This window comes from Pseudomonas fragi, assembly GCF_900105835.1.
GTDB classification, from domain to species: Bacteria; Pseudomonadota; Gammaproteobacteria; order Pseudomonadales; family Pseudomonadaceae; genus Aquipseudomonas; species Aquipseudomonas fragi.
Genome location: NZ_LT629783.1, coordinates 599,695 through 625,180, shown reverse-complemented (window position 1 = coordinate 625,180; position 25,486 = coordinate 599,695). Strand labels below are relative to the sequence as shown.

At 55.6% G+C, this 25,486-nt stretch carries 14 protein-coding genes; 2 read left to right on the top strand and 12 right to left on the bottom strand.

Features of this window, described 5'->3' with window-relative positions:
- Positions 1–325 precede the first annotated feature (325 nt).
- From BLU25_RS02785 to BLU25_RS02765, 5 genes are all read right to left on the bottom strand, one after another.
- Positions 326–4,552: a HEAT repeat domain-containing protein gene (locus BLU25_RS02785; RefSeq protein ID WP_157138631.1), complete on the bottom strand. Its 4,227-nt coding sequence runs from the start codon at positions 4,550–4,552 to the stop codon at positions 326–328.
- A gap of 93 nt (positions 4,553–4,645) precedes the next feature.
- On the bottom strand, positions 4,646–5,950 hold the full coding sequence (locus tag BLU25_RS02780) for an RES family NAD+ phosphorylase (RefSeq protein ID WP_037001219.1): 1,305 nt from the start codon (positions 5,948–5,950) through the stop codon (positions 4,646–4,648).
- Between the two features lie 34 nt (positions 5,951–5,984).
- Positions 5,985–7,754: an alkaline phosphatase D family protein gene (locus BLU25_RS02775; protein ID WP_016780850.1), complete on the bottom strand. Its 1,770-nt coding sequence runs from the start codon at positions 7,752–7,754 to the stop codon at positions 5,985–5,987.
- Positions 7,755–7,759: 5 nt separating this feature from the next.
- Positions 7,760–8,884: a DUF4062 domain-containing protein gene (locus tag BLU25_RS02770; protein WP_016780849.1), complete on the bottom strand. Its 1,125-nt coding sequence runs from the start codon at positions 8,882–8,884 to the stop codon at positions 7,760–7,762.
- 118 nt (positions 8,885–9,002) lie between these two features.
- Positions 9,003–11,942, bottom strand: a complete 2,940-nt coding sequence (locus BLU25_RS02765) for a DEAD/DEAH box helicase (protein WP_016780848.1) — start codon at positions 11,940–11,942, stop codon at positions 9,003–9,005.
- Between the two features lie 1,061 nt (positions 11,943–13,003).
- Here BLU25_RS02765 and BLU25_RS23700 point away from each other — a divergent pair.
- Positions 13,004–13,318 (top strand): endonuclease domain-containing protein, encoded by a 315-nt coding sequence (locus BLU25_RS23700; RefSeq protein ID WP_016780846.1) that lies wholly within the window; start codon positions 13,004–13,006, stop codon positions 13,316–13,318.
- Positions 13,319–13,405: 87 nt separating this feature from the next.
- Positions 13,406–13,960, top strand: coding sequence for a hypothetical protein (locus BLU25_RS23695; RefSeq protein ID WP_016780845.1), 555 nt, complete (start codon positions 13,406–13,408; stop codon positions 13,958–13,960).
- A gap of 144 nt (positions 13,961–14,104) precedes the next feature.
- On the opposite strand, the gene BLU25_RS02750 is transcribed toward BLU25_RS23695, so the two are convergent.
- The 7 genes from BLU25_RS02750 to BLU25_RS02720 all read right to left on the bottom strand — a co-directional run bounded on the left by BLU25_RS02750 (position 14,105) and on the right by BLU25_RS02720 (position 24,805).
- On the bottom strand, positions 14,105–15,616 hold the full coding sequence (locus BLU25_RS02750) for a hypothetical protein (RefSeq protein ID WP_016780844.1): 1,512 nt from the start codon (positions 15,614–15,616) through the stop codon (positions 14,105–14,107).
- Between the two features lie 114 nt (positions 15,617–15,730).
- Positions 15,731–17,698 (bottom strand): DUF262 domain-containing protein, encoded by a 1,968-nt coding sequence (locus BLU25_RS02745; RefSeq protein ID WP_081481039.1) that lies wholly within the window; start codon positions 17,696–17,698, stop codon positions 15,731–15,733.
- Positions 17,695–19,167 carry a DUF262 domain-containing protein gene (locus tag BLU25_RS02740; protein WP_016780842.1) on the bottom strand — a complete coding sequence of 491 codons (1,473 nt, stop codon included), beginning with the start codon at positions 19,165–19,167 and terminating at the stop codon, positions 17,695–17,697. Before BLU25_RS02740 ends, BLU25_RS02745 begins: the two co-directional genes overlap by 4 nt.
- Before the next feature lie 88 nt (positions 19,168–19,255).
- Positions 19,256–22,702 (bottom strand): DEAD/DEAH box helicase, encoded by a 3,447-nt coding sequence (locus BLU25_RS02735; RefSeq protein WP_016780841.1) that lies wholly within the window; start codon positions 22,700–22,702, stop codon positions 19,256–19,258.
- A gap of 12 nt (positions 22,703–22,714) precedes the next feature.
- On the bottom strand, positions 22,715–23,155 hold the full coding sequence (locus tag BLU25_RS02730; protein ID WP_016780840.1) for a hypothetical protein: 441 nt from the start codon (positions 23,153–23,155) through the stop codon (positions 22,715–22,717).
- 10 nt (positions 23,156–23,165) lie between these two features.
- A complete protein-coding gene (locus BLU25_RS02725; protein ID WP_016780839.1) occupies positions 23,166–23,708 on the bottom strand; it encodes a hypothetical protein in 543 nt (180 codons plus the stop codon).
- Positions 23,705–24,805 (bottom strand): hypothetical protein, encoded by a 1,101-nt coding sequence (locus BLU25_RS02720; RefSeq protein ID WP_016780838.1) that lies wholly within the window; start codon positions 24,803–24,805, stop codon positions 23,705–23,707. Before BLU25_RS02720 ends, BLU25_RS02725 begins: the two co-directional genes overlap by 4 nt.
- Positions 24,806–25,486: the final 681 nt, after the last annotated feature.

The window sequence follows — 25,486 nt, the reverse complement described above, 5'->3', positions numbered from 1 at the left end:
GCGATCTTCTGGTGCCTCTGAAATCCTGATAATCCCGTCCAGGAACGCCAAACACAGAGGTCGTTGGAAAAAAATAGTAGGAGTAACCATGGGCCTGTCCCGTGACAACGGACGCCAAGAAGCTGGTTATCCAGCTTTTTGCCTCAAGCCTTTGACATATTCGTTCGGAGAACGGTAGCCCAGCGCAGAGTGCAGTCGACTGCTGTTGTAAAACAGACTTGGGCTTTGGACTTTCCGATCTTGCGCTTGGCCTTTTAGAGCGCAGTGCTCAAGTGTTTATAACCGCGCGACAGTCTACGAGCCCCTTTGCGCCTTACTACCGGGGTCACTCCATCTCCCCTAACATCTCGGCAAACGTCATGATAGGCATGACCTTCTTCCGCCGGAGCGACCACGGCTCAAAGGTGTCATCGATGAGTGGTAGCCCCGTTCGAAGGGTCATCATCCACAAAAGTGTCGACTCAACGTCGGCTTCGCCCTGCATGGAAGCCAGCCAAGAACGGCCGGATGAGGATAGTGCCCAGCGAGAGAGCTGAGCATCATCTGTGGAGAGGTCATCACTGTCTTCAAACAAAGGGTGGCTCGTCGCCAAAAGATCGTGCTTGATGGCCAGCGACTTTGCCATCCCTAGCTCGTCGAGCATAGATAACGCAAGTGCCACGCGGGAATCTGAGGTATTCGTGCCGCGAAGGGCTTCCAAAGAGTCAGCATCGCAGCAACGAGCAAGCTTCGCGCCAAGCGCCAGAAGCAGCGGCGCAGCTAACTGCGGATCGATGTGGTCTACTGCTTGATTAATCACCGACCAAGGCACGAGATTGAGCTCAGAGGGGTGATGGCTGAACCTGCGTACCGCGATCCAAGCCGCCGCGTAACGCACAGGATAAAGATTTTCTTCGCGGCTACCGACCACATGGTTGTCGCAAAGACAGTGTTCGATCACCCTCCAGGCCGTCGGATAGTCTGGAGTGATCATGAGGTCGAGCAAAGCTCCGTGCAGAAGGGTATCAATGGCCTTGTCGTCTTCGCGGATGAGAAAATCCGAGATGCGGTCCAAGACAGCCACCGGCAGGGAGTCTAACTGACCGAACGCATTCGCAGCGGCACGGGCGACGTGATACTCGGGCTCGTCTCGGTGCTGATGCAGAAAATGCCTAGCATAGTTTCGACGGTCGCCAAGAAGCGTTAGGAGAGCGTCGAGTCCGTCAGTCCAGCGATGCTGACCGATGACAACGGCTAGTGCCGCTCGTACCGGCGCACTTCTATCTGTGACCAAGTCAAATAGTGCTGCCTTTTCATCCCTGTCTGCCTTCGGGGCCAGGGCCCATATGGCGGCGCGCCTTACCCTGTAGTGCGGATGAGCGAGCGCCTTGGCGATCAAACGCCGGGCCGTTGGACTGCCGATCGCGGCTAAAGCCCCAACGGCCGCCTGGGCATCGTCTTCATCCTCAGATCCGACCCATTTTTCAGCTAATACTTGGACATCCTCGCCTTCAACAGCTGAGGCCGTAAGCAGTAGACGCGCCAGCCCTCGGGGCCCTTCATTCAGCAGGGTTTGTCTCTGGTCCAGCGGAATATCCTGAAAACATTGCAAGAGGGTGGAGTCTTCAGCCCGGAACTCACGCGAAAGCGCCAGGTGCAAGGCCGCCTTAGCATTGGGTGGGCTAGCGTTTAGAATGCGCTGCGCAAGCGCAGCCTTCTTCTTCCCGTATTCCAAGCTGGCAATCTTCGGTGCTAACAGCACAGCGCGAACCGGCGACAACCGCTGTAGAAGATCCAACAGAATGCTCTGCGCCGATGGCTTGCCCGATCCCCCTTCCCCGTCGCTTTCAAGAAATGAAAGAGCCCGGACGGCGGCGTCGATCGCCTCGGTACCGCCGCCAGTCAGTGCTCGCATAACGCGGTCTCGCCCAAATTCGAGGCGCCGGTCGGCAATGATGTTCAGCCCTGCGGCCTGAAGCCAGTCGTCCTCACCAGCGGCCGCGAAAAAGGCGTCAAGCTCGGCGGCCTTGACCGTGGGCTGACTGTAGCGCATGACCTCGGCCCAAAGCGGCAGAATAATATCCGGTCTGGGATGTTTCGCGATCCACTTGTGACCTTGCAGGCGCCGGCGCGCCCTGACATAGCCTTTGGCAAAGTGATCAGCCGAAGAAGGCCCTTCCTCCTCGGCGCGTTCCTGGATGGAGAGACTTACAGCAAAATCCAGCTCTCCTTGCCAAGCTTGACGGCGCTCCTCGCTGGACCTAGCCAAGGTAGAGTCAACGCTCGCCCGCATTTCCATAATCTGATCCCACACCGCGTCATACGGCGGCTCAGCACCTGCCAAGGCACATTCCGAAATCGCGTCGGCACTCATTGCAAATTCGGCGCTGTCGGATACCACCTCGCCTGCTGCCAGGAAAGCCTCGGTAAAATCCACCGCAAAAGGCCGCAGCCAGGAAATTAGATCCTCGGCAGCATAGTCGGTATCCGTCCATGGCAAGCAATAAGCGATGAATCCATTGACGATGCGCAGTTCTGGATCGGCGGCGACCACAGCATCGCGATCAGTCTTGGAAACCTTGGGTGGTTGCCAGCCGACAGCACCGAAGCCATCTTTCTTTCTCGGCCCACCACGCTCGAGCCAGTCTACGAGCCTGCGAATCGGAGAATCCGGGCTAAGTAGTCGAGTCGCTGAACTCCACGCCCCTTTAAAGTTGTTGGCATCGCCCGCAGCCTTGATCAGACCGTCAATCAGAATGCTATCGAAGGCTGCTACAACGGCCTCGTCGAACTCAACCCCATCGTCTTCAAGCGCCCTCGCCCCGGTCACCAGACGTTCGACTACTCCTAAGAACTCAAGATCTTTCTTGGCCAGGACGAGGGCCGCTCGAGCAGACGCATTGATCGCATCTTCAGCCGCGCGGGGCTGTTCACGAGCCAACTGTTCCATTGCTTCAACGACCTTGGCATGAGCGGTGTAGTTGTCCTTGCCGTCCTTGGTCAGTTGGGTCAGAGCCAAATGCTTAGCCAAGTCGTCGAGGCCGATCTCGACCACGCGCTCGCGATCAACCTCACGGCGAAGTCGGACAAGCTGGCTAGGTGGTAGGCTGCGCGAATTACGCAGCAGTGCCCAGAGCACGGCGGCGCCGCGGACGCCTCGATCGCCAAAGCCACCAATCTGATCACGGACCACCTGCAACCGGCTATCACTGAGCGCCCGATCCACCAGCCGACTGATATCCACTTCAGCGGGCTCGGAGACGGCTATCAGTTCGCGCGCAAAAGCATTCAGCTCGAACGGCGACTTCAAGGCACGGAGCAGCCATGTTTCATGCTGGCGCGTGAGGTCCTGGCGCCACGCGCCGGTAGCAACCAAGGGACCCATCAGGATCACGTTGCGCGCCGCCTCACCGTAAGCGTCGTCGTCGATGACGACGGTACAGTCAGCCCACACTGGCGGTGGCGCTGCGCTGAGAGCTGCGCGATAGATCTCACTCCGCGACGTGATGACGAACTGCTTGTCAGGGCCTCTCTGGTGAATGAGGGCGCTGATCCGTTTGGTCCAATCCTCGGCCTCGCCCTTCTTCAACCCGGACTGACCCCATGGGTCTTCTAGATGGAAGAGCACCCGACCAGGAGCGGCAAATGCCTCTTCGATCGCTGGTAGGCCCGCGCTTTCGCGGACCACTTTATAAGGCGGATCAGCCTGGCGGCGGTTGAAGGCGATTTTGTCGGCAGTGAGACTCTTGCCATAACCCGATGGGCCAATCAGCAACACTGCGCCGAGCTTAGTCAAGTAAGCTTCGGCAAGAGGAAGGTTGGAAGGAGGGACGTACCGGGCGAGCTGCGGGTTGGCGTGCGGCACACCACCGAAACCTTCGGCAATCTTCTGGATATCCGTCTTACGCAGTGGATCGGGGACTGTGAGAAAACGATCCTCGACGGCCCGTTTAAGCCGTTCAACGCAGGCATCAAGGGCCTGAGTAGGTACATGCAGCGCGCCACCGAGGATTGTGTCGATTTGTCGCCGCGTCTCCTCATGGGTCATGCCTTCGATCAGGGCGAAACGACCGGCTAGGCTTAGTTTCCCCGCCGCATCGAGATTGAGATTCTTCGGGAGGAAGGCAGCATCTGACTTCTGCTCAGGATAACTGACTCGTCCCTTAGCCAAATCACCATCCACGCTGGAGTTGGTGATGAAGACATAGCGACGACTGCTATCGGCAAGCAGCAGAGCTTTGGCACGAGATCGCGGCTTCGGCCCCTTGGCCCCCTTGGCCCCCTTTTCGTTGACTACGCTCGCAAACTCCTTGGCGCTCCAGGCCCCGGCGCCCTTGAACTTGATTTGCACATGCAGTTCGCCGCTAGCGGTGATCTTGAGGTTGGCTTCGGCCGCTTCCTCCGGCACTGCCATGCGCGCCATGACGTCGTCGTGAGACGCCGGCTCCACCACCACCTGGTCTGTGACGGCACCCGGACCAAACATTAGGCGCAACGCCACCCAGACAGTCACCAATTTCTGGTAGTCGTAGCCGTAGTAGGACGCGTTGGTCCCACCTTCTTCATTTCCCATGGTCATAGAGATGCTTGTCCGCTCAAAATGGTGCAACCGGTTAGTGCTCGGGTGTCTAAGTGGCCCTATGCATCGGTGATAAACAAATAGGTCTCAATAGTCCCATTCACCGTAGGGGTCTTGCTCGTAACGCCAATCCCTGATGACGATATCGCCGTTTATAACTAGCGGCTCGACCTCAAAGGTGACACAGCCGATTTTGTGGGCCTCCAGAGTATCCGGGATATACGCAAGACCAGACGGGAAAGGCCCATTGCCGATGATGGGGTCGTCTTCTGTCCTTTCCTGATAAGGAATGATGGCGAGCACACGTGAAAACAGAGCAATGTTGATCCCGTCCTGGTGCTGAACAGAGGCAAACATCACCCCATCAATAGGCGGCTCAACCTGCGTAGAAAGGTACTCTGCAATCACTTGGGTCAGTAAATATTCCTGTTCTTGGTCAGGCGTGACCGGCGAACTGATTTTACTGTGCAAGGTGCGTAGAAACTGCCTTCGCTCCATGTTCGTTCGATACCCTGGATCAAAACAACTCATAGGCTGAGAATCGAATATGTTCTCCAACACACCAAAATCGAGCACCCGGGCATCCCGTAGTAACTGAAACGCCCCCGTTAGCACCATACCGCCCACTGAGGGGCGCAACTCGGCGATGCACGTGTCTCGATCAAATGCGCCATAAAACACAGGAACGCCAACAGGATTCATTCTTCCTGCGCGCGCCTTTTCCTTGGGCGGTGCCGAGAGTTCAGTTTCCGGGGACACAAGAATGCTTTTAGGATCCGATGACGGTGGGCAGTAGCGTCCTCGATACAGCTCCCAACCGTCTTCTACTTCAAATAATCGCACCACCTCCTGGCTGTTTTCGTCTTTGAGGTGATGAATACCTTTAAACAACCAATCGAGGAACGCTTTACCGTGATCGTTAAAGAAACGACTGCGGTGCATCACACCACTTTTGAACTCTTGCCATTTTTCCTCGACGTCTGTCGGTCGGATACTGCGCCGCATGTACAACACGTCAGCCGCAAAACGTGGTTCACCGCCGCGTTTCAAATCATAGTCAGAGCAAACTGTGAGCAACTCGACAATGGCAGCAGGGACGAAGCCTTCACTATCGCCGCACTCAAGTATTTCTGCGACGATGAGCGCCAAGGGGTGACCTGCGTGAATGTAGCGTCCCAGCCCCCCAGCACCGCAAGATCTGATGACCGGATCAGTCCCGTAGAAATTGTAAAGAATCTCTGCAATATCATCCGCTAAGGCCTCAATGGCTATGCAAGGCCGCACATGCTCACAGACCGAACACTTGGCCATATCGCATTGATCACAAATACGCTGCCGAAGAAAGATATCCCCCACACAGCCATCACATACAACTTCTACGCTGCCTTTCACATCATGCCCCTTGAAAACTCCCATCTGAGGACCACTATTTCTGAGCCGGATGCACCGCCTGCAGATGGTTGGAAAAACCTGCCTCAGTTTCACAACGCCAAGTCGCCCACAGCTTGCATCCCGTCTCGCCCCCCATGTCCAACTCAAACGCCAACCAGTTCCGGGCCGGCATCACATACCGATTAAAACCCGGGAACAACATCATCTCGACACAGTGCTGCACATCGATGGATTGGACCTTGCTGGCGGTATGGTTCAGCAACTGAAGAAAAAGCCGTTCGGCCACTCCAATCAACGACGGATGCACCACACCTGACGAAGTAAATTGCTGAATCTGCGCCCAGTTCGACGTCGGTGGAATATCCCGACGATAGCAACTGCCCCTCGCCGCGACGTGCACGTCCCCTGAAGCAATAGATACCCGCAGCATTCTCTGCTCAGCAATACGTGTTAGCGATTCCAGGAGTCGCTTGCGCTCCCCCTCATGATCCCCGTGCGACCAATGGTCCTTAAGGTCATCAGCATTACTGTCGAGCACATGATCCTGCCCAAATGTATCGAGTAACCCCTCAGCCAGCGACAATTTTGGGTGCGCTACCGGAACCGATGACATGAAGATCAAGTGCTGACATTTGCTTCCAGGATGAACGGGTTTACCGTCTCGTAGTGTGCTGAGCCAAGACTGCATGGCAGTCCAGGTATCGGTCCCTATCACCTGAGTACGTGAACGCTCAGTGCGCAAATCAGCAACAAACAACGATACAGGCCCCATGTGATAGCCAAAACTAAAGCCCGGTTGACCATCCAGGAGCGGCAAGGCTAATCGGTCCCCTTTTAATAGTGCATTCCAGTGCATCGGCTCATACTGTGGATCCTGCTGGGAAACGTTTGCACGCTGGAGAATTTGCAACGGCGGCAAATCATCAAGGGCATGCTGCAACTGAAACACCCAGAACGCCTTACGCGCATGACGCATCAACACCTGGAATAACTCACAGTGCTGCATGGCCGGGCTGTAGAACCCCCAACCATCGAAGATGTCGTGGTCGTCCCACATCATCACTGTAGGGATTCTCGCCATCGCATCAGCTGCATCAAGATTCGGTTTCGAGTGACCCCAGTCACGCCGAGTATCAGGCAGCCAACGATTGGCATAGAGCCCGAAATAATACGATTCGATCTCCTTTTCCAGCGCCACGCTCACCTTGAACGCCAACTGCTCCTTGCGCGACATTCCGACCCATTTCTTGAGAGGTTTCACATCCTCCCAGATCGAGTCAAAGTAAATCTGATCGCCCCCCATCAGCAGCAAGTGGAACCGCTTCAACCCCTTGTCATGTATTCGTCCCTCGTGCCAACGCTGCTCCTTGTCCAGCAAGTAACCGGCAGCACGCAAGTCACTATCATGGTTGCTGATCAGGTCAGCCCAGACGGCGTTTTCAGGGCGCACTAACTTGCGCATTCCACTAGGATCCGAAAAGCCATTGCAAGAGACGTAGGCCATTCTTGGGGCATAGTCTTGACCGGGAATGGAGAACTGCCATTGCGGCCCTCCCGGCCCTACACCAAACTTAACCGTTCGCTCCTGCGCCTGCTGATCACAACTCAGGTCGTAACGAAGGATGGTTTCCTTCGAACGCTCCAGTAAAACCTTCGGCGCCGGACAAGGCCGCCCTTCAATAGAAAGAGCTGGGAATGCAGAACCACTTACAATCCCGACTAACGCGGTCACTTGCCACTGCCCTGCTTTGCTGACGCCTCGAAAGGACAACACGGGCCCCACAGTAAAGAGTGCTTTAGACATCCCTGTTATCTCCCTTCAAGTTCGGCGGCAATAACTTTGACAATCTTGGCGCGTGAAGCGGCTCTCTTGGCCAGAATCTGCGCTTCACCTGTTTGATCCAACCATTCCCTAAAACGCTGGAGCGCGTGTCGCGTTTGCGACGCATCGCGACAGTTGGCCAGGAAGGCAAACTGTACTTTCTGTACATCATCAGCGACAAAAATTCCGAAGGAACCGCTGACAACCGTAGCATCAGGAAAGCCTAGCAACGCAGTGGCCTGAGTCTCTGTCGCCCCACGGTGACAGGCGATTAAATGCAACGGCCCTTCTGCACCTTTCAACAGATCAGCATGCTCATGGTCACGTAGGAAAGGCTTACCCACCAGCTCACGCGCAGCAGCAACCGTGAACGCAGCGGGGATTGCATGGACAAACACAACGACATTCACTCCAGCAATTGGAACAATGGCTAACGCTTCGCTAGCAGGGTCTTTGTCACCATTGAGCGCCTGCAGTAACACCGTTTCCATCGCTCGTTTGCGCTGACGGAAGTCCATCCGTGTCCAATCTAGCGCCTGGCCCATATCGAAACGGCTCGAAGCCGCGGCGTTTACACCACGCTGGGCCAGAACAACCAACGCATCAAGAAGCGCTTCCTGAACTCGTGTACGCAGTTGATCCACAGTAGAGACCAATCCCCCCCTAAAGGGTGTCTGCTGTGCAATAAACGCCTGGAAGCGCTGGTTACGTGCTGCCTCAGCTTCCCGGCCATCGTCTATTGGGATATTTGGCATAGCGATGAAGCGCACCTTCCCCCGAGTGGTGGCGAGCCCCTCCATGTACTCCGCATGGCAAATACCAATGTCGCCGTCGCCACTGGCCCAGCCGGCATTGCCGTTGGACAGCACCAGTAGCACATCGCAATCCCTCACGGCTTGCAAACAGGCGTCCCAACTGTCCTGCATGCCATCCGCAGGAGGTGCATCTTCGTTAATCCAAACTTCAAATACCTGTTTGCCAAATAGCTTCGTGCCTTCAATCTCACGCTTGAGTTGCTCTCGGATACTGCTGAGCGTTTGATCGCTGTCCGCGGGAAAGCGGTCATTACAACGACTGGACAGCATTACTTTGATTCTCTTTGACTGGGCCATCCTTGCTCCTGCCCCAATTCCGAGGCCTCAAAATTCTTTGATCAATGAATACCTTCCCGCCCTATCTCCAGATTCACCTGGCCAAGAAGCCGGAGGCAATGTGGTGCCCACCTTTCTGTTATGCACTGGTTACGACCCGGACATCTGAACCAGATACATTCTTAATGTAGGAGTAACTCGTGCCGAGGACAGCAAGCTGATCAGCGGAGATTTTCGCTGCTGAAATGGCAGGCTGTACGATCACGAACCTGAAAATCATCTCGTGGTCGTGGCACTTGTTGCGAAGCAGCTCCAAATCTATGGGGTCACCCTTGAGGATTCTGTCGAACCCTTTCGGCAGCGATTGCTGGTACCGACCCATCAAGCGATTGAAGAATTTTTCCTCGGTGTGCAGCCACTTCACCGATCGTGACGCTTGGCCGCAGACCTCGTAGACATCGTTCACGCGAGCGCCAGGTCGAGCCTCGCCATCTTTTTGGGGGCAATACTTGCAGTGGTAAAGGTCGACAAAGATTGCGTCCTTGCTCTCTTTGATTGCCACTAAATCCGCAATCTCACCTGCGCCATCATCGTTGAAAATGAATGCATAGTCGTCCTCAATTCGGCTGTAGGTGAACCCTTGGACGGTGTCCATGTTACGAGTTGCCCTCATCGACTCGCTGTGGATCTGGGTGGTCCCCCAGTCCCAAGCCTCAATCAGCGCTATAGGAAGCTTCAAGTCCAAGCTATTGGGTGTGTAGAACCGGTAATTGCCCTCGACCATCGAACCGTCCACGGCTAGCAGGACCAAAGGGTTCGCATCCAGGTAATACTCGAACGAGCTCTCTTCGGCGAAAATGATCTTGACCCCAGGGCAGGAGGACTTGTAGCTGTCGTTCAGTAACCGTATCGTGATGTCAGGCAGCTGACGCTCCGTGCCATCTACTGCAATGGCGATGAGGGGCACTTCTAGTGTCAGGTCATCGCTTCGCCGAGGTTTGCCAAGCTCGACATCAAGCAGGTTGAAAATCTCACCGTTGAACGCTAGCGAAATTTTCTGCTCGTTTTCGATCGCAATGGACTCAGGCCAATCAGCATAGAAGAGTCCAGTTGGCCAGGCTCCCTCAATCTTCTCCGAGCGAATCACATCCTTGAGCACTTCAGAAGGGTTGATCGAGGCATCGTTGAGTTTCTGCGAGGCACGTTTGCACCACTCAATCCAGTAAATGATGCTGGAAGAGTTCATCTCCCAGATCTTCCCTTTGTGAGAGCAGCCAACGGTGGTGCGCTGTCCATCTTCATAGCCCGTTGCGAAGATGTTGGACTTTTTCGCCGTGCCGTTCTCGATTTCACTGATGACGGTATTGATGTCCCGCCCGACGTGCATCGTGAATCTCAGATCCTTGCGTGTCCTGGACAGCCCCACGTTCTGCAGCTTCATGAGCTTGATGTCGTGCAGGGTTCGGAAGGTAGGCTCGCCGTTGATTCGCCTGGCATCCTTTGCAATCAAATTCAAAAAACGCGTCGCTTGCGACTCATCACCAGAGGAGTGAATGAAGAGCGTCTTGTCGGGCGCGTGGTAGTACGCCAGGTACAGAATCCAGTTCGTGTCCACAATCGCCGAGGTCTGAGCCCATCCGACGGGTGTTTCTCGTCGCGTCACCATGATGATGGTGTCTGAATCGTCGTTGATAGAAAGGAACTGCAGCGGTTCTTTCTTCTGCGAGAAGTGATTCGCTTTCTCTGGCCGCCACTGGTCGCGCTCCACATGGTAGGCGATCGCACTGATCTTGGGGTTGGGGTTCAACCCGAAAATGTCCTCGGAGTCGGCATCATCCGGGAACTGTTCAGTGAACGTCTCTTTTTCGATTTCGCGGGCGATCTTGTCTTGACTCACGTCTCGAATCACGGCGCTCCAGTCGGCACTTTCCTTGTAAAGCACTGCCATCTGGTAATCGACTTTCTGGTTGGCAATGTTTGAGACGAATTTGGCGTCGCCTAGCGTGTCATCAACCCGGGTTAGCCGACCGATGAACTGTAGCGTGACTGCCGGACTGCGATGCTGGTCGTGAATAGCCGCGATTTTCAGCTCTGGCAGGTCGAAGCCTTCGCCCAGCATGTCCACGCAGACGATGATCTTGTATTTCTTCTCGACAATTTCACCCAGCAGCTTGACCCGATTCGGCACCTTGCTGTGGATGAGAATGGGTGAGAGGTCTTCATGCTTTTTGTAGAGTTCAAACAGGGCTTCAGCACGTTTTTGCGATCGTGCACGTACCATCAGTAGGTGGTTAAAGCCTTGCTCTCGATCGCCTCGCAACAACTCTACGGCCTTATCAGCAACCACTTGGTCAGCCAACTCGAGGTTGTATTCGCGCACTGGGTGAAATTCGATCGACTTGAAGTAGCCATCGATCTGCGCATCCTTCAACGGGTAGTTGTAGATAATCTTGCCTTCGAGGGGCTGATTGTCCTCCCTGAAAGGCGTAGCAGTGAACTGCAGGCATGGCTTCTCTTTGAACGCGGTTTTCACCCGCCCCCATGTCATGGCTGCCACATGATGGGTTTCATCGATGATCAGGTGGCTGCAGAGCTCAGCCAAGGCTTGGAGGGACTCTGTGTCGAATCGCTGCAATGCTTGCGGGGTAGCGACAATTACATTCGCCTCGGCAAGCTGTTGCACATCTTCAGCCGACATTCCTGAGCCGATCGCCCTCACCACAGGGTTAAGTGCTGTGGCAGAAACAGCACCGATCTCCCGAAGCTTTTTCAGTCCGAGGCATTTTTCGACAAGCTGGGAGCGCAAGGCATCTGACGGGACGAGCACCAATGTCCTTGCCAACCGCCCTGCGATAAGCAGACCAAGCATGGTATCGGTCTTGCCGGTACCCGTTGGCATCACGATCGTTGCGGTCGTGGCCGGAGACATCACCAGGTGGCCCAGTGAAGCGTATAGGGCGGCAAGCTGAGGCTTACGCAAGCCTGGCGTATTGGTTTCCCGGACTGACAGGTTGAAATTGAAGAGGTGTTGCTTCCAGCTTTGATAAACGTCTAAGTACATCCCTGCAGCATCGGCCATTGCATTCACCAAATTAAATGTGAAAATCAGCGCTGATTAATCAATGGCCACATGCTATCAGTGAACATCGTCTCAGGTGTACCCTGGAAGGCAGCGCCAAAACCCGCCAACCCTCTGGATTCATCAACCGACGATCGAAGCCAAATAGTCGAGTATCCAATCGGCTTACAAGACGGGACGTCCCCTATGGGGCTACTCATAAAACTCGAACCCGATTACCTCACTGACCAGTCGCGGCAGCGTCTTGAGGTTGCCTATGCGACTCCCCAGCTGTCAGTCGCGACGCTAATCGAAAACAGGCACATTCCAGTCGAACGCCAGGTCGAATTGGCCGACCGAATTCTGCGAAAGCTCGCGCAGGCTCGCGTATGGCTTACATGGAAGGGCAACCCAGAGCAAAAGCAACTTGAGTACCTCTGTACACTGATATATGAGCACCTTCCTCATCGGCTGCCGGAGTACGTTATCCATTCAGGGCTGCAACTCGCCTAGCATATCAATGCCCTTAGAGCCCAGAAAAACTTCCAAGCCTATCTCCAGCAGGCTATTGCTGAGGATAGCTCCGACCGGACTCCCAACGAGTCGATAGGGCAACGGCTCAAGCTCATACGCAACGTCATTTCATACCGCCCTCCCCGAGACATCATGGCGCTGAGCAAGATCCAAGCGGACGTTTTGACCCGCAGGGGCATCGAGCCAGGGGACTTTGGCTTTTTCGCCGAACAGCTTAAAATCTGTTCCATGATCCGCTGCTCACCGCGTTGGATGAGTACGGCGTGCCGACCCAGATCTCCTCGAAATTCAAAGGGGCGATCTTACCTTCAGAAAACCTTACCCAACTACTCGACAAGTTACGCGCATAGGCGCCTAGAATCGAATCAGCACCGTTGACACACTTCGTAAAAAGCATCGTAAGGTGGGCTGTAGACGAAATCTAACAGGGAGTACTGCGGCCATTCACCAGCACCCTAACGCCCTCTACAGTCGTAGAGAGCATTCATACTCGGTGGTATGTGTACGCAGTCAACGGCAACCGGACAGTATGTCAGCGGAGACGACGAATGAAGTACCCAGGCCACCCCACTGATGAGACTCCGCCTTCGTGGTACTACGACCGGGGGCAGTCCTACATCGAGCAGGAGTTCCAGAACGCGATTGAGGATCTCGCGAGTGCCATCGAGAGCGAACACTGGTTCGGAGACACCGAAAAACATCATCGATACAGGGTCGACTTCATTCTCAAAGATGCACGGCTGATTGTCGAGCTGGATGGCCACGCATATCACTCGACAAAGGAACAGCTCGAAAAGGATGCGATCCGGCAGCGGTACCTTACCCGTGCTGGTTACTCAGTGATCCGCTTCACTGGACGTTAGATCAACCGTGATGTGCAGCAATGCGTTGCGGATGTTAGGCAAATCTACCTTGAGCGCATGCAGCGGGCTCCAGCGAAATATCGTGTCATGTACGTCGATTACACATTCGTAATGAAGCAGATGCACTTGGCGCTGAGTTTTTATCGGGACATTCATCCAGACAAAACTCTGGAACCCCAATCGATCGAGAGCATCATTCCACATGCGATTTCTTGGCTTCACGAAAAGTCGTTCATCACCGTGTTCGTCTTTTGCCCAACGGAAGACCGAAACGAAATCGATCACCTGAACAGCTTGGTGATGGAATACGAAACTGGAGAGGTCAGGTTCAATACCCTGACAAGCGACTGGTACACCCTTGATCTAGGTGAGCACATGGAAGCCTTTGCTCACCTGTTCGATGAGTTCATCCTGGTCGCGGATGACCCGGTCTACGCGGCCCCGTTTCGAGCTGTCCTACCTCAACAGCTCAGCGATCGACAGGTGGGTTTGTCTACCAATAAGTACTTGGCCAATGGCAAGCTCCTGCGCCTTGGAAACCAGGAGACTCATTTCGTCGGAACCGACCTAGTGCAAGTTCGGTGGCAAAACGTCTGGTATGCCATTGGATCATCATTTGGGCTTGTTCCCTATGAGCTATAGCTACCGTGCCGTCATTAAAACTCACTGACTACACTGCGACTCGAAGCGCTGAGGGTTAATCTGCTAGAGTGCCGATCCGCATAGATTCCGTCTGCCTGCGGCGGATAATACGTTACGGCTCTCCGCAGATTCAGCCCCCAACTTTCATGCACGAATACCGGATTGAATGACTTTCACCGCTGCCATCAGCTGTTGGTCCAATTCAATCAAAGCCTGACCGAAAAACACCTTGAAAAGTACGGTCGCCTGCACATCGTCCAGTAAATCGAAATGTCTTCCCAGTGTCTTTCCCGTGCGAATAATCAGGCTCGCAGTCTTTGTATTGCCAGCGAATCCAGCGCAAATCAGCACTTGCACGGGCTGAACCGAATACTCTCGAGCCATTTCGATCACGCGTGCGCACAAGTACACGCTAGTGAGGTACACCTGCTCATACTCATCTCCCACAATGAACTGCTCGCTACCACCACTGAGGGTTACTAACCCTTGCGCCCCACCGTCAGCGATTCGCTGAAGCTCCTCAAGGCTGAAACTGACCAGGTCAAACTCGCTGGGTCGAAGTGGCGTGCAATACGACCGCGCAGTACTTGCGGCATATCCCCTGACCTTTACTTGCCATTGCCTGAACTCCGTCAACTCGACGGCATGGCCGGCGGGCTGGCTGCACTGCAAGTAGTCACCAAGCACCTGCGGAAAGTTGACACTGGTTGGCACCCAAGTACCCCGGTGTCGGCCTCTTCCACGTCCACGGCTGGGCGAGAGCACTGTACGGTTGACCATGGGCGCCGACAGAAGACAGCGCAGGTCATAGCCGATCATAAACAGCGCCGCCTCTAAGCAATGACTGCGCTCCTGCAGCGAACCAGCAAAGATCGTCGGCGCCCCGGCAAGGGTCACTTGGATGATCCAACCGAGCTCGAGCTGGCTGCGCGCCCATGAATAGCTCGGTACAGCCTCGGAAAAGAACTGCGGCGACCTTGCGAAACCGAATGCACCAGGATCACGGATCTGCGCTCCACGCGCCGCACCTGAAGGGAATCTGAGTTGCGCTGGCGTCTTCTTGCCTTGACGGTAAAGTGCATACAGCATGGCGATCGCTGCACCAACTCGGCTGTCATAGATCGGCGAACCAGTCTTGTCGAGCAACGAGTGAATCTTGGTCAGCCCCGCATCGAAACGCAGGATGCTGCTCGCATCCAATTGGGAGAGCTTCTGAATGGAATTCAGGTCGAAAAGCGGAATACAGCTATCGAGGTAATGTACGAGCTTCCCATGACGACGGAGCTGGTAAAGAAAAGGGATAGCTCCGCGAACGCCGCCCCATTGCAATACCGCCAGGCATGCACTGTAGGCAGTGTTGTCACACTTCAAAGCCAGCGCTTTCGTCAGCCGGATACGAAGCAGATCGAGCGATACCTTCGTGCTGGCCCAGTTCGCAGACTTCACCCATTTCCCGGTTTGGTAGTCGTGCCAAACACTTCCCCAACAGTACAGTGCGTGCACTTTTTCGATGCCTACGACCTTGTGGTTCAACCCATCGTCGACAAACCTGCTTTTCGGGAACTGCAGGTGCACAGCTAGCCGGGGAAGCTCCACTTGAAGCCACTCGATAAAACTTCGCACATCCGGCTGCGCGAGAAAGGCCGTCCGATCCATCTGTCTGCCAATTCCCTTTAAAAAATGATTGATGTGTCTGCGGCCCGCAGATGACGGGATCCATCTCGCGTCGATAGCGAGGCGAGACGGATGCACCCGGCTACGGCAGAAGGTTCACGTGCCGTAGTGCGTCTCGATGAGCGAGAGCATCGCTAGCGCATGCTCGTTGATCTGATCCTGCCCCCAGTCGTCGCCTTTGCCCAGCACGTGGAACATGTGCGCAAGTTTCAAGGAGTCGTACTTCGGCTTGGCGCGGAATGCCGCTTGCTTCTTGAGTACCGCCAGGTTGCTGTACGAGGAGTTTTCACCCGGGCTGAGCAGTACCAGATTGCCGAATCCGTGTAGCAACTCGTCAGGTAATGTCCTGCGGAACTCTTCGTTTTGCGGATGCACATGTTCGACCGAGTTCTTCGACGTAATCCTGTACAGGTGCAGCTTTTCAAGGTCAAGCCAGTTGAAGGTGCTGCGTTCACGCCACAGAATATATTCCAGTTTCTGGAACCAGTAGTGCTCGAAACTCGTGCCATTGGGCTCCTTGAGATAAGCCACTGTCGTTGCGATGGGCACCGGCTCGGCGGTGTCACTGGACAACAGCCGATAGCTCGCTTCCTTCTGGGTCATTTCGGTGAGCGAGAGCTGGTTATCGATCTGTTCGAGCAACGCCAGCACTTGATGCTCCTTCATATCAGGCGAGTCGACCAGCCTGCCCAGGAACGGTGTCAGCCAATACTGAGCACTGCGCTCACCCGTGAGGTAACGCATGCTCTGCAGTTGGCTCAAGTCGGAAGTATCCTGAGTGACCGTGCGCCAATCGGGGCCATTGCCTTTGCTTCGATTGTTGATGGTGCTCAGGCGCAAGGTGCGTTCATCTTCTTCACCCAGGCGCACCCACTTGACGACCCAGCGGTCGAACTGAAATCGCACGTTCCAGAGGCATTCCATGAACTCCTTGGCTTGCGCCGCAGTGGCCGTTTCGATAAAGCCGGAGAAACACTCATTGAGGTTGCTGTCGTTGAGCCGTGAGCTGATATCACGCCTGTTCTGAGTGTGCCGATAAATTCGAAAGGCATGCATCAGCAACAGGCCAAAGCTGACGACTGACTGATAGCGAGCCTCATCCTTCTCGCGCGGCACTTCAACCGCCTCGTCCTTCACTTTCATCGAACGTATTTCGCTGATCGTGCGGCCTTTTGCGTAGCCGTCTGCAGGGCGCTCAAGGGTAAAATGGTCGAAGGAATGATCCGCAAGATCGTTGAACCTCAAAGCCCCCCAATGGGTACCCGCGAAGACATCGCGCAGGTTTTTCTCGAAGTAATTCCCCATATCTTCGCAGGCCTGCCAGATGCCTTCGTAAGTGGCACGGTTCTGCTTGATACTTTTCATCAAGCGAGCCTTGAGGATATCCGTCTGCTCAAGCTGGAGCCCGCTGGTGTTCAGCGTCGCGAACAGCTTGTTCAGGTCCATGCCCGCGGGCATGACATTGTTGACCCAGGTCACGTGGTTGAACAGGTAGTCCCCGACGCGCTCAAGGGCTTGCTCGCCGCCCTTGGCCTGCAACCTCTTGAATCTGTCGCAGGCTACTTTTCGGGCAGCGCGCAAGTGTATGAGGTAGGGATTCGAAACCTCCTTTTCATCCGGCTCAATGTCCGCCGTCAAACCCGCCCAGGCGCTCAACCGAGACTGGACTTCTTCACGAATATTGAAGGTAAGTCTCGGAGCATTGCCCAGGACCACCAGCGACCGCAGCGGCGAAGATGGCATCAACGAACAGAGAGCAAGCGCCAGCACCATCAATGTCGTCATTCGTTGCTGGCCATCGATGAGTTCGTAGACGATGGCAGCATCAGAAGTCGAACCCGGAACCACTTCGCTGGTCAGCACGGTGCCGAAAAAGTAATGCGCTTGTGCGGGTTGATCGTCGGCATCGCGCTCGCTCGCCAGGATGATCTGCTCCAGCAGAGCCTCCACGTCGTCACTGGGCCAGACATACGGGCGTTGATAGCAGGGAATAGTCAGCGATATACCTTGCTGGCACAGCGTAGCGGCAGTCTGTACATAGGACTGGACTTGAGCACTCATCATTTGCCTCCTTGGCGGGCAATGTCAGCAAGGCTGATTCGTTTGATGGCGGCACACAGCTCGGCATCGTATTCAGCGGCGACACGGATCGGGTTCGGCCACGGCAGGTTCAAGTGAAGCGTGATGGAAACCGACTCTACGAAGCGCTTCTTGATACTGTGTTTATCGAGTCCCGCCCCGGTTGGCGTGTATTTATAGCTACGCAAGTACTCCAATAGCTCATCTTCGCTATGGCTGCTGGCGATCCAGTCCATCAGCGGATTGTCCCTGATGTGCGCTTGAACACCGTCTTCCCGTACGCTGACCTCCCTGATCAGGCGCATCGAAAAGATCACCCGGAACATCCACAGGCTGACTTCGAGCAGCCGGGCGGTGCCGAACTGGCTGGCATACATCAGCAAAGCGCATTCGTATGCCCTGCTCAGGAACACGCTGCCGCACGCATCCTTGGACAAGCGTTTGTAGTAGTAGGCGAACGAGCCTTTAGGTGGTGCTTCACCGACGTCGAGCAACGTCTGGCGAAGGCCATGGAAGTAGGCGACGTAACGCATCGTGTTAACCCCAGAGCCCAGGGGCTGTCGCATTGCGTACCCCGGCTGGACGCTATGCATGTCCTTACCCCAGGCATCGCGGTGCACCTGCAAGGGCCGATAGGCAATATCGGCGGTATTCGCCAGCGTTCGCTCGGCGAGCTCCGTGACGATCTGCTTGCGCTCGAGCAGCGGGTCACGATCACTGGCAACATTTCGCCAGCGCAGGCTTTGCCAATGCCGGGACTTCATCAGCGTTGCGACCAGAGGCTTGAGATCGCCGAGGCGCTCCCAGGTCCGGGCAAAATCATTCTGCGTAGCCGGAATCACGCTGCGCAAATGATAAGCCTTGATGATGTCCGCGCCGCCCAGACGAACACCAGAAGTGTTCTGGGTTTCGAAAAAGCGGTAGGCATCGTCTTCTCGCCGCGTGACGACCAGGGTCACGTTGATGCGCGAGAAGTCTATCCGCGGTAATTTTTGCTGCTCTAGCCACCGAAGATTGTGCTGGATACGCCGATAGCTTTCTGGCGAGTTGAATTCCAACGCAGGTGCGCCCTTGTCGCCCTTCTGCAGGCAATGAAGCAGCGCCAGACTGGTGATGCGCTGTTGGCCGTCGATAATATTCAGAATGCCACGCTCACGGCCGTCGCCACCTTGCTGGTGCAGGATGATGCTGCCAAGGTAGAAATCGTGACCCGGCGCATCCGTGCTGAAGAAACCTCGTAAATCATCGAGCAGCCGTGCCAGTTGCTCTTCGCTCCAGCGATAGGGCCGTTGATATTCAGGCAAATTCAGGCTGCCGAAAATACAGCTGCCGTCGCTGGACGGAATCTTCCTGGCGTTGAACACATTGTCCAGGTTCGTGGAAGCAACGGTTATGCCCTCCACGTCAAGCGACAGATGTGGGGCAAATTGCCGTTCGCTCACGGCTTGGTTCATATGACGATCCTTGTAATGTGTTCGATGGCGGCTAACTGTAGTCAGTCCTGACAGCTCCCCCCGACATTGTCAAAATGCGTGCAGTCGCCTACCCGCGCGAAGCAATAGACTCTTTTTTCTTCTCCACCTTGGCCAAAGCACGATTGAATGCCGTGGCCCTCGCACTACGATCTATGATCAAACTGAACAACGCGTTCTTACCGCGTTCCTGCCTGCGCAGAAACTGAGCGTGGCCGAAGAACGTTAGATTCTCCCGCGCCCGGGAGCACGCAACATTCAGGCGTTGCCGGTCCAACAGGAAACGAATTCCCCCCTGTGTCCGAACCGTCGAATACAGCACGATATCCGCCTCGCTTCCTTGGAAGCTGTCCACCGTATCGATCTTTACTTCGAACACTTGGTCAATAACAGCCAAGTTCTTTTTAAGCACAGAGAACAGTTTGTTGATCAGGCGTTTTTGAGCGCCGTAAGGGGTAATGATTGCGACGGTCTTGCGTTCAAAACTGTCAGGTGCATCAGCTTGGCGTACAGCCAGTTTTTGTGCGGACGTTGTCAGAAAGTCAATTATCGCCTTGGCTTCCCCATCATTGAACAAGCTGGTACCTCCGTCGCCCTCGTTTCCTTCCTTGCCATGAGGAACATCCACCCAGCGGAGGCAGTGTTCCCGGTCGAGGAAATGCTCGCGCTTATGCACCTTTCCATTGTGCAACCCCCTCACGTTATCTGTGGTGTAGAACAGATCAGCCACCAGATCCCCGATTGGCTCGACCATGCGGAACTGTTCCACAAGCCTGCCGAAGCACGCCGCTGGCAGGTTTTCATACAGCTGCTCGAAAAAGCTGGTTTTGAGGAATGTCTCTTCGAGAAACGGCAACGCCGTCTTTGCGTCGGCTTCCAGCAAGGCACGGCCGATGCTCGGAGGAAGCTGGAAGTGATCGCCGATAATGATTGCCTTACGGCTGCGCATCAGCGGAATCAGCAGTTCGGGAACCGTTGCCCTCCCCCCTTCGTCCACGATGCAGATGTCGAACGCGAGCCGATCCATGCCGTAACGCCGTGATGATAGCCCCACGCAGGTGGCGCCGATCAAACCGTGATCTTGGACAACGAGTTCAGCCAGTTCGTCATCGAACTGTGATCGTCCCTGGTCGGAGGGATGGTAGATGCTATCCATCCAGGCTTCGATCCAATCGGCTTTTACGGGGTTTTCGAGACTGGCCAGGCTGTAGTCCTGCTGGCGCGCACGTAGGTACTCCATCAGCACGTTCTCGGTCATGCGCGGCTGTACTTCGACTTGAACCTTGTCAACGTCGTTACCTATGCGCAGCACATTGGAACTGAAGCCCGGAAACTGCTCCAGGAAACGATCCAGGGCGTTATCCACCGCTGTGTTCTGCTGTGAAACTACCAGGATCTTGGAGTCTGGCTTTGCGAAAAACAACTGGTGCAACAATTCGACGATGCAGGTGGTCTTGCCTGTACCTGGGGGGCCCTGGACCAAGTACAAATTGGACTCGATGAGGGCTGCCTCGATAACCTGCTTGGCGGCCATCGCTTTGCCAGGTTCCTGCCAATTGGGGTCTCGCCACTTCAAGCCATCAGCGACCCGTTCACTCCAGAAGGGATCGGGTTTCGGAGCGTACCGGTCCGGCATCAGCAGGATCTGCTGCAGCTCCCGGTTTACCAGGCGCCCCCCCAAGAACCCCTGGTGTGCGACCTTTTGCCTTCCCAGATTTGCCAGCTCACCCCGGTTAGGGAACCGGATTCGGTGCTGAGACGGCTGCAGGCCGAGGTATCCGCTATTGGGGGCCGGCCGCTTCAGGCCTTTATGCTCGATTTCATAACGCTTTGAAGCAACGGCCTCTGGCACCCCGTGCAACTCGGCAACCTGCAACCAGCGCTGTTCGCCATTGGCACTCAGGAACAGCTCCTCTATGAACAACCGTGGCGTATTCCGTGCCTTTTCGATCAGCTTCATTAGGCCGTCGTCCAGACTCAAGTTGCAGGAGCATTCTAGGCTCCGCTCATCCAGCTCGGTAACGTCACTCAAACTGAAAACGACATGCCCAGTTTCAGCCAGCAGGTAATCAGTTACCGCATTCCACCGCTCAAAGAACTGCCCAGCCCACTTGCGTGCTAGGCCATCACCAGCGAACAGCGACTGCTGACGGCAAAAAGTCATAAAAGCTTCGAACTGCAAGGCATCACAGAAGACGCTGTCCTTAAGTTTCAAGTCGATCAACCGCACCGGGCAAGGCAAAGTATCCAGCTCAACGCTGTCGAAACCGGTGCGTGTCACGCTCAAGATCTCTAGCTGAGCGTGCTTGGCGCTGACCTTGGCCTCGACCTGCCACGCGCCAAGTTGCAGAGAGACGATCAGCACGCCATCGACTTCAACCGTACTCCGTAGCTGCCACTGCACGCCGACGCTCTCACGCTCCAGACCTTCGAGGTCGTGTACGGCAGTGTCCACGTGGATGAACACCGGCGCCGTACTCTGTTCGCCGTAACGAAGTGACTCTGGGTGCTGTGTCACAGTCACCTGGTCCTTGCTCAACAGCAGATCATAGTAATGAACGTAAACCTCAATACGCTCGCCACGGGGGTAAATCTTGCCGGGGAAGCTCGACTCACTGCGCGGCAGGAATGCGACGATACCGGCGTTCGCGGCCTGCTGTTTGTCGACGGAACAGAAGCTTGGAAAACATCGCACGGTGTAACCGTCGCCATGCTGTGGCGATACTCGCGCTTTTTCTATGAAGGCTGTGCACGGCACGTTTTCAAGTATGTGTTCGGCGTGCAAGGCGCCACGAAACACACAGGCTTTGAAGAAGTCCGGCCGTTTTGCGTTGCCTATCATCTGCACCGGCACAGCGTTCTGATCGGGATACTGCATCATCAGCGAGCGCTGTTGCGTGTCGGTCCAAACGTCAGCTTGTTTCTCCGCACGCAATTCAAGCCTCTGGCGATAGGCGTTGAAGGCATGATCTATTTCCGCGACTGATGCCAAGACCACCTTACCGCTGTAGAACCAGTCGTCAGGCAGCCGGGACTGCGGCTGCGCCATGCTCATCAGGTCACTGAACTGTTGCCGCTGGGCGAGTTTTTCCAAGGTGTGCAAGTACCACTCGCAGTACGCGAAAAAGCCAGCCAGGCGATTTTGCGTGTCTTGCAGACGACCGCTCAGCAGGCGTAATGCGTTACGCCTGTAGGGGCTGATCGACACATCTGCCAAGTCGTTGGCCAACCGTTGCGCCAGCGCGTCGAACTCTTTGGCGGGGCCCTGGAGCCGGGATCGGAACTTGAAGCAGTACTCTTGATACTCTGCCTTCAACCCAAGCGCGGCCCTTTCATACGCGCGCGCCTGCTCCCTGGCGTCCGCCTTGCTGGCTGCCTGATAGTCACTGCGAGCCCGGGCGTTACGCCGTTCCAATTCCTCATGCAACTCGCGCTCTTCATCGGTTTCGCGATCCAGGAGCCAGGCGACAGCCGTTGCACCTAGTACGAACAGGCCGGCGGCAACGTATTGATACATAGGACGTCCGTCTCAGGGCTTGGGTGGAATGAGCGCGCGGTAGCTGTGCGTCAGTTGGTCAAGGCTAGTGGGCTCCTCCAGCATCTTATCGAGGACACGCCCCCGCTCCTGGTCGAGGGTCACCATCTGCTCATGCTCCATCTGCAGTTTGGCCATTGCCTGGGTGTGCTCATTGGAATCCTTCTGCCGCAGGCGCTCGGTTTCATGCATCTTTTGCGTAGCGTTCCATGCCACCTGCTGGGTCTTCTCCTCGGCGGCGCGCACGCGCGCCCTGCTGCCTTCAATCGAGGCTTTGCTCGCTGTGGCTTGCTTACCCCAATCGGCAAGCTTGCCGCCCGTGGTAAGAGCGGCTTTGACGATACCCGCGGCGTGGTCGAGCTTTTTCAAGGTGACCTTCTCGCTGTCGCCTGCCTTCTCGTCGGATGCAGTCTTTTGCGGCTTTGCCTTTTTCATAGTGGGCTCCTTACTCGTCTACAAGCGTGAGTGCTGCACTGAGCTGTGCGTCAACCAACTGATAATAGGTGCGCTCCAATTTCAACAAGGGCACGCAACTGGGCGCCAACTCCAACCGCTGCTGGGTCACATAATCACCCAGCCGCTTGATATGCCTGCCCAGTTTCTCCAGGTTCGCAACCCCGATGCTCAGTTTCACGTCACGTTCCTCCAGTTGATTGCGCAACGCGTCCATCTGCGCAATGAACTTCAAGTCTCGCGTCTTGGCCTGTATCCGGAATTGCTTCTCGAGTTCCTTGAGTTCACGGCGTAGTGCTTCACCTTCGGCCTCCAGCGCCTGTGTTTTACTTTTAGCCTGGCGATAATCTGCATAAGCGCCCAAGGCATCCAGAAATGCCAGCCCCGCCTCGACGAAAATCAGCGGGCTGGCGGCTGCTTTTCCCGTGCGAGCCATCGTATACAGGGTGCGTGTCACGCCACTGGCTCGCTTGACCCGCTCCGTGGTTTTATCGTCCCAGTCGAACAAGGTCGCGAATACGTTGACAGTGATCATGCTAGTTCCGCCGTTTCTGTCGTCATGAGGTTATGGGACAGGATCAATGCGTCAGGGGTGCACTGCAGATGACGGCTAAATTGCACCTCATCCATGGAACACAAAAGCCGCAGAGTTCTGGTGCTGGCTTGCATGGAGATGCCTGACGGCACGGTCACCGTGCCAAGCGCTGCTGGGACGGTTGTTTCAGGGCACATGGGTAGTTTGGAATGCCTGGCATCCTCGGCCTCGGCCACTTCGTTTTCCGCGAACCGGGTCAAGGTGCCGGAGCTGACCAACTCAAGCCGCTGAACACACGTAGGCGGCAGGTCTACTGGCCATGGGAAATGCGCAACCCGCTTAAAGGAGTGTGTAAGCTCGATCACCGGTAAGGTCAGCAGTGGCAACGCGTCTGGTTTGCATTGATTGCTGGATGTCTTCAAGCGCAGCAGCAGTTCCCCCGCAGCATACTCGACGGGCACCTGCAACTCAGCTTGCTCACCCTCGTCTTTACCAAGTTCGAACTCCCAGTGTTCGAACTCACTGGCGATCAATTCGCAATCGGCTCCCCAGCAATGTTCGAGGAGTTGTTTCAGCCCGCTCTGCTCAAGCAGCCCCCTCAGGCGGTTGGCATCATCGAAGAGCCGAGGTCGCCCTGCCCGCCCTGTTCGGCGAGGCACATTGACGACAACGGCCGAGGGTGCATCATCTGCTGGCATGGGAGGTGGTAATGTCGCGCAGTCGTCGAACATCACCATGTGCACCGCATGGCGAGAGAGGGTGAAGGCATCCATCCAGATACTGAGGCGCGAGTCCTCAAGCAAGCGCTCCACCTGCACGATGGAAGCGCCTCGCGGTGTCAGCCACAAAAGCAGGCCATCATCGCCCTCTTCTACCTGCAGATAATGGTGAGCCTGCAGGTACGCCAACTGGTTGAGCAGCACTGCCTCGCTCAACGCCGTGACCTCGATCAACGCGGCGAGCGAAAGCTCCTGTTCGATGGCCCTCAGCAAAAAACGCGATACGCCCCCCATGCTGTCCAGCAAGCGGTGCGAAAGCGTCAGGCTGTACCGATCAAAGGGCAGTAGAAAGGTTACGGGCTTGTCGATTCGAATCAAATTCACAATCCATTGGGTGCAGATCCTTCACAAGCCGGGGGGCTCGACGTAAGCGCATGCCAGGTTATCGTTTGAAGCAGGCGGTTCTTTAGGGCGGTGAACGTTAGGCGTGCCTCAATGACGCGTAGCAGCCTTTATGGGCCATCGGCGGCAGCACGATGGTAGCCCTATGCTATATTGCGCATCGCACGTTTGGCTATGAGTAAGTGCCGACGCCTCAGCGCCGCATTAGGGAAGATGAGTAATGCACGGTTTGAACGCAGTAAAGTCCCCCTCCAGTTTTCCGCGACAAACAGTGCAGTGCTGCTAGAGAGGAGCGGCTTGAGTTCTTCGCGCTCGACACGCGCGAGCTCTCACAGACACAGCAGTACTGAACACCCCATCAACCTCGATCTGGAAGTACTAACGCACCTCCTCGCCCATCGCCTGCTGCAGTAAACGAATCGGGGCATGCATGTTCTCTGGCGTAAGCTACCCAGCCCATCGGTGGCTCGTGTATGCGTGGGATAGTAATCGGCAGACAGGGCACAGCATCCGGTATTCACAGTAATGGCGAAGTAGCTTATCACCAGGATAAGCAGCGCCAAAGAGGTCGCGGTTGCTGATCTCGACCGAGAGCGACCTTGCTCGATACACGATGAGCACCAACTCTCAATATAACTCCAATGTGGAGTTATACTA

What these genes read in the sequence shown, in the direction of transcription:
- BLU25_RS23695 (WP_016780845.1), top strand. Translation starts at nt 13,406, where the DNA reads ATGTACGTCGATTACACATTCGTAATGAAGCAGATGCACTTGGCGCTG.
- BLU25_RS02775 (WP_016780850.1), bottom strand. Translation starts at nt 7,754, where the DNA reads ATGTCTAAAGCACTCTTTACTGTGGGGCCCGTGTTGTCCTTTCGAGGC.
- BLU25_RS02770 (WP_016780849.1), bottom strand. Translation starts at nt 8,884, where the DNA reads ATGGCCCAGTCAAAGAGAATCAAAGTAATGCTGTCCAGTCGTTGTAAT.
- BLU25_RS02730 (WP_016780840.1), bottom strand. Translation starts at nt 23,155, where the DNA reads ATGAAAAAGGCAAAGCCGCAAAAGACTGCATCCGACGAGAAGGCAGGC.
- BLU25_RS02745 (WP_081481039.1), bottom strand. Translation starts at nt 17,698, where the DNA reads ATGATGAGTGCTCAAGTCCAGTCCTATGTACAGACTGCCGCTACGCTG.
- BLU25_RS02785 (WP_157138631.1), bottom strand. Translation starts at nt 4,552, where the DNA reads ATGGGAAATGAAGAAGGTGGGACCAACGCGTCCTACTACGGCTACGAC.
- BLU25_RS02750 (WP_016780844.1), bottom strand. Translation starts at nt 15,616, where the DNA reads ATGGATCGGACGGCCTTTCTCGCGCAGCCGGATGTGCGAAGTTTTATC.
- BLU25_RS02725 (WP_016780839.1), bottom strand. Translation starts at nt 23,708, where the DNA reads ATGATCACTGTCAACGTATTCGCGACCTTGTTCGACTGGGACGATAAA.
- BLU25_RS02740 (WP_016780842.1), bottom strand. Translation starts at nt 19,167, where the DNA reads ATGAACCAAGCCGTGAGCGAACGGCAATTTGCCCCACATCTGTCGCTT.
- BLU25_RS23700 (WP_016780846.1), top strand. Translation starts at nt 13,004, where the DNA reads ATGAAGTACCCAGGCCACCCCACTGATGAGACTCCGCCTTCGTGGTAC.
- BLU25_RS02765 (WP_016780848.1), bottom strand. Translation starts at nt 11,942, where the DNA reads ATGGCCGATGCTGCAGGGATGTACTTAGACGTTTATCAAAGCTGGAAG.
- BLU25_RS02735 (WP_016780841.1), bottom strand. Translation starts at nt 22,702, where the DNA reads ATGTATCAATACGTTGCCGCCGGCCTGTTCGTACTAGGTGCAACGGCT.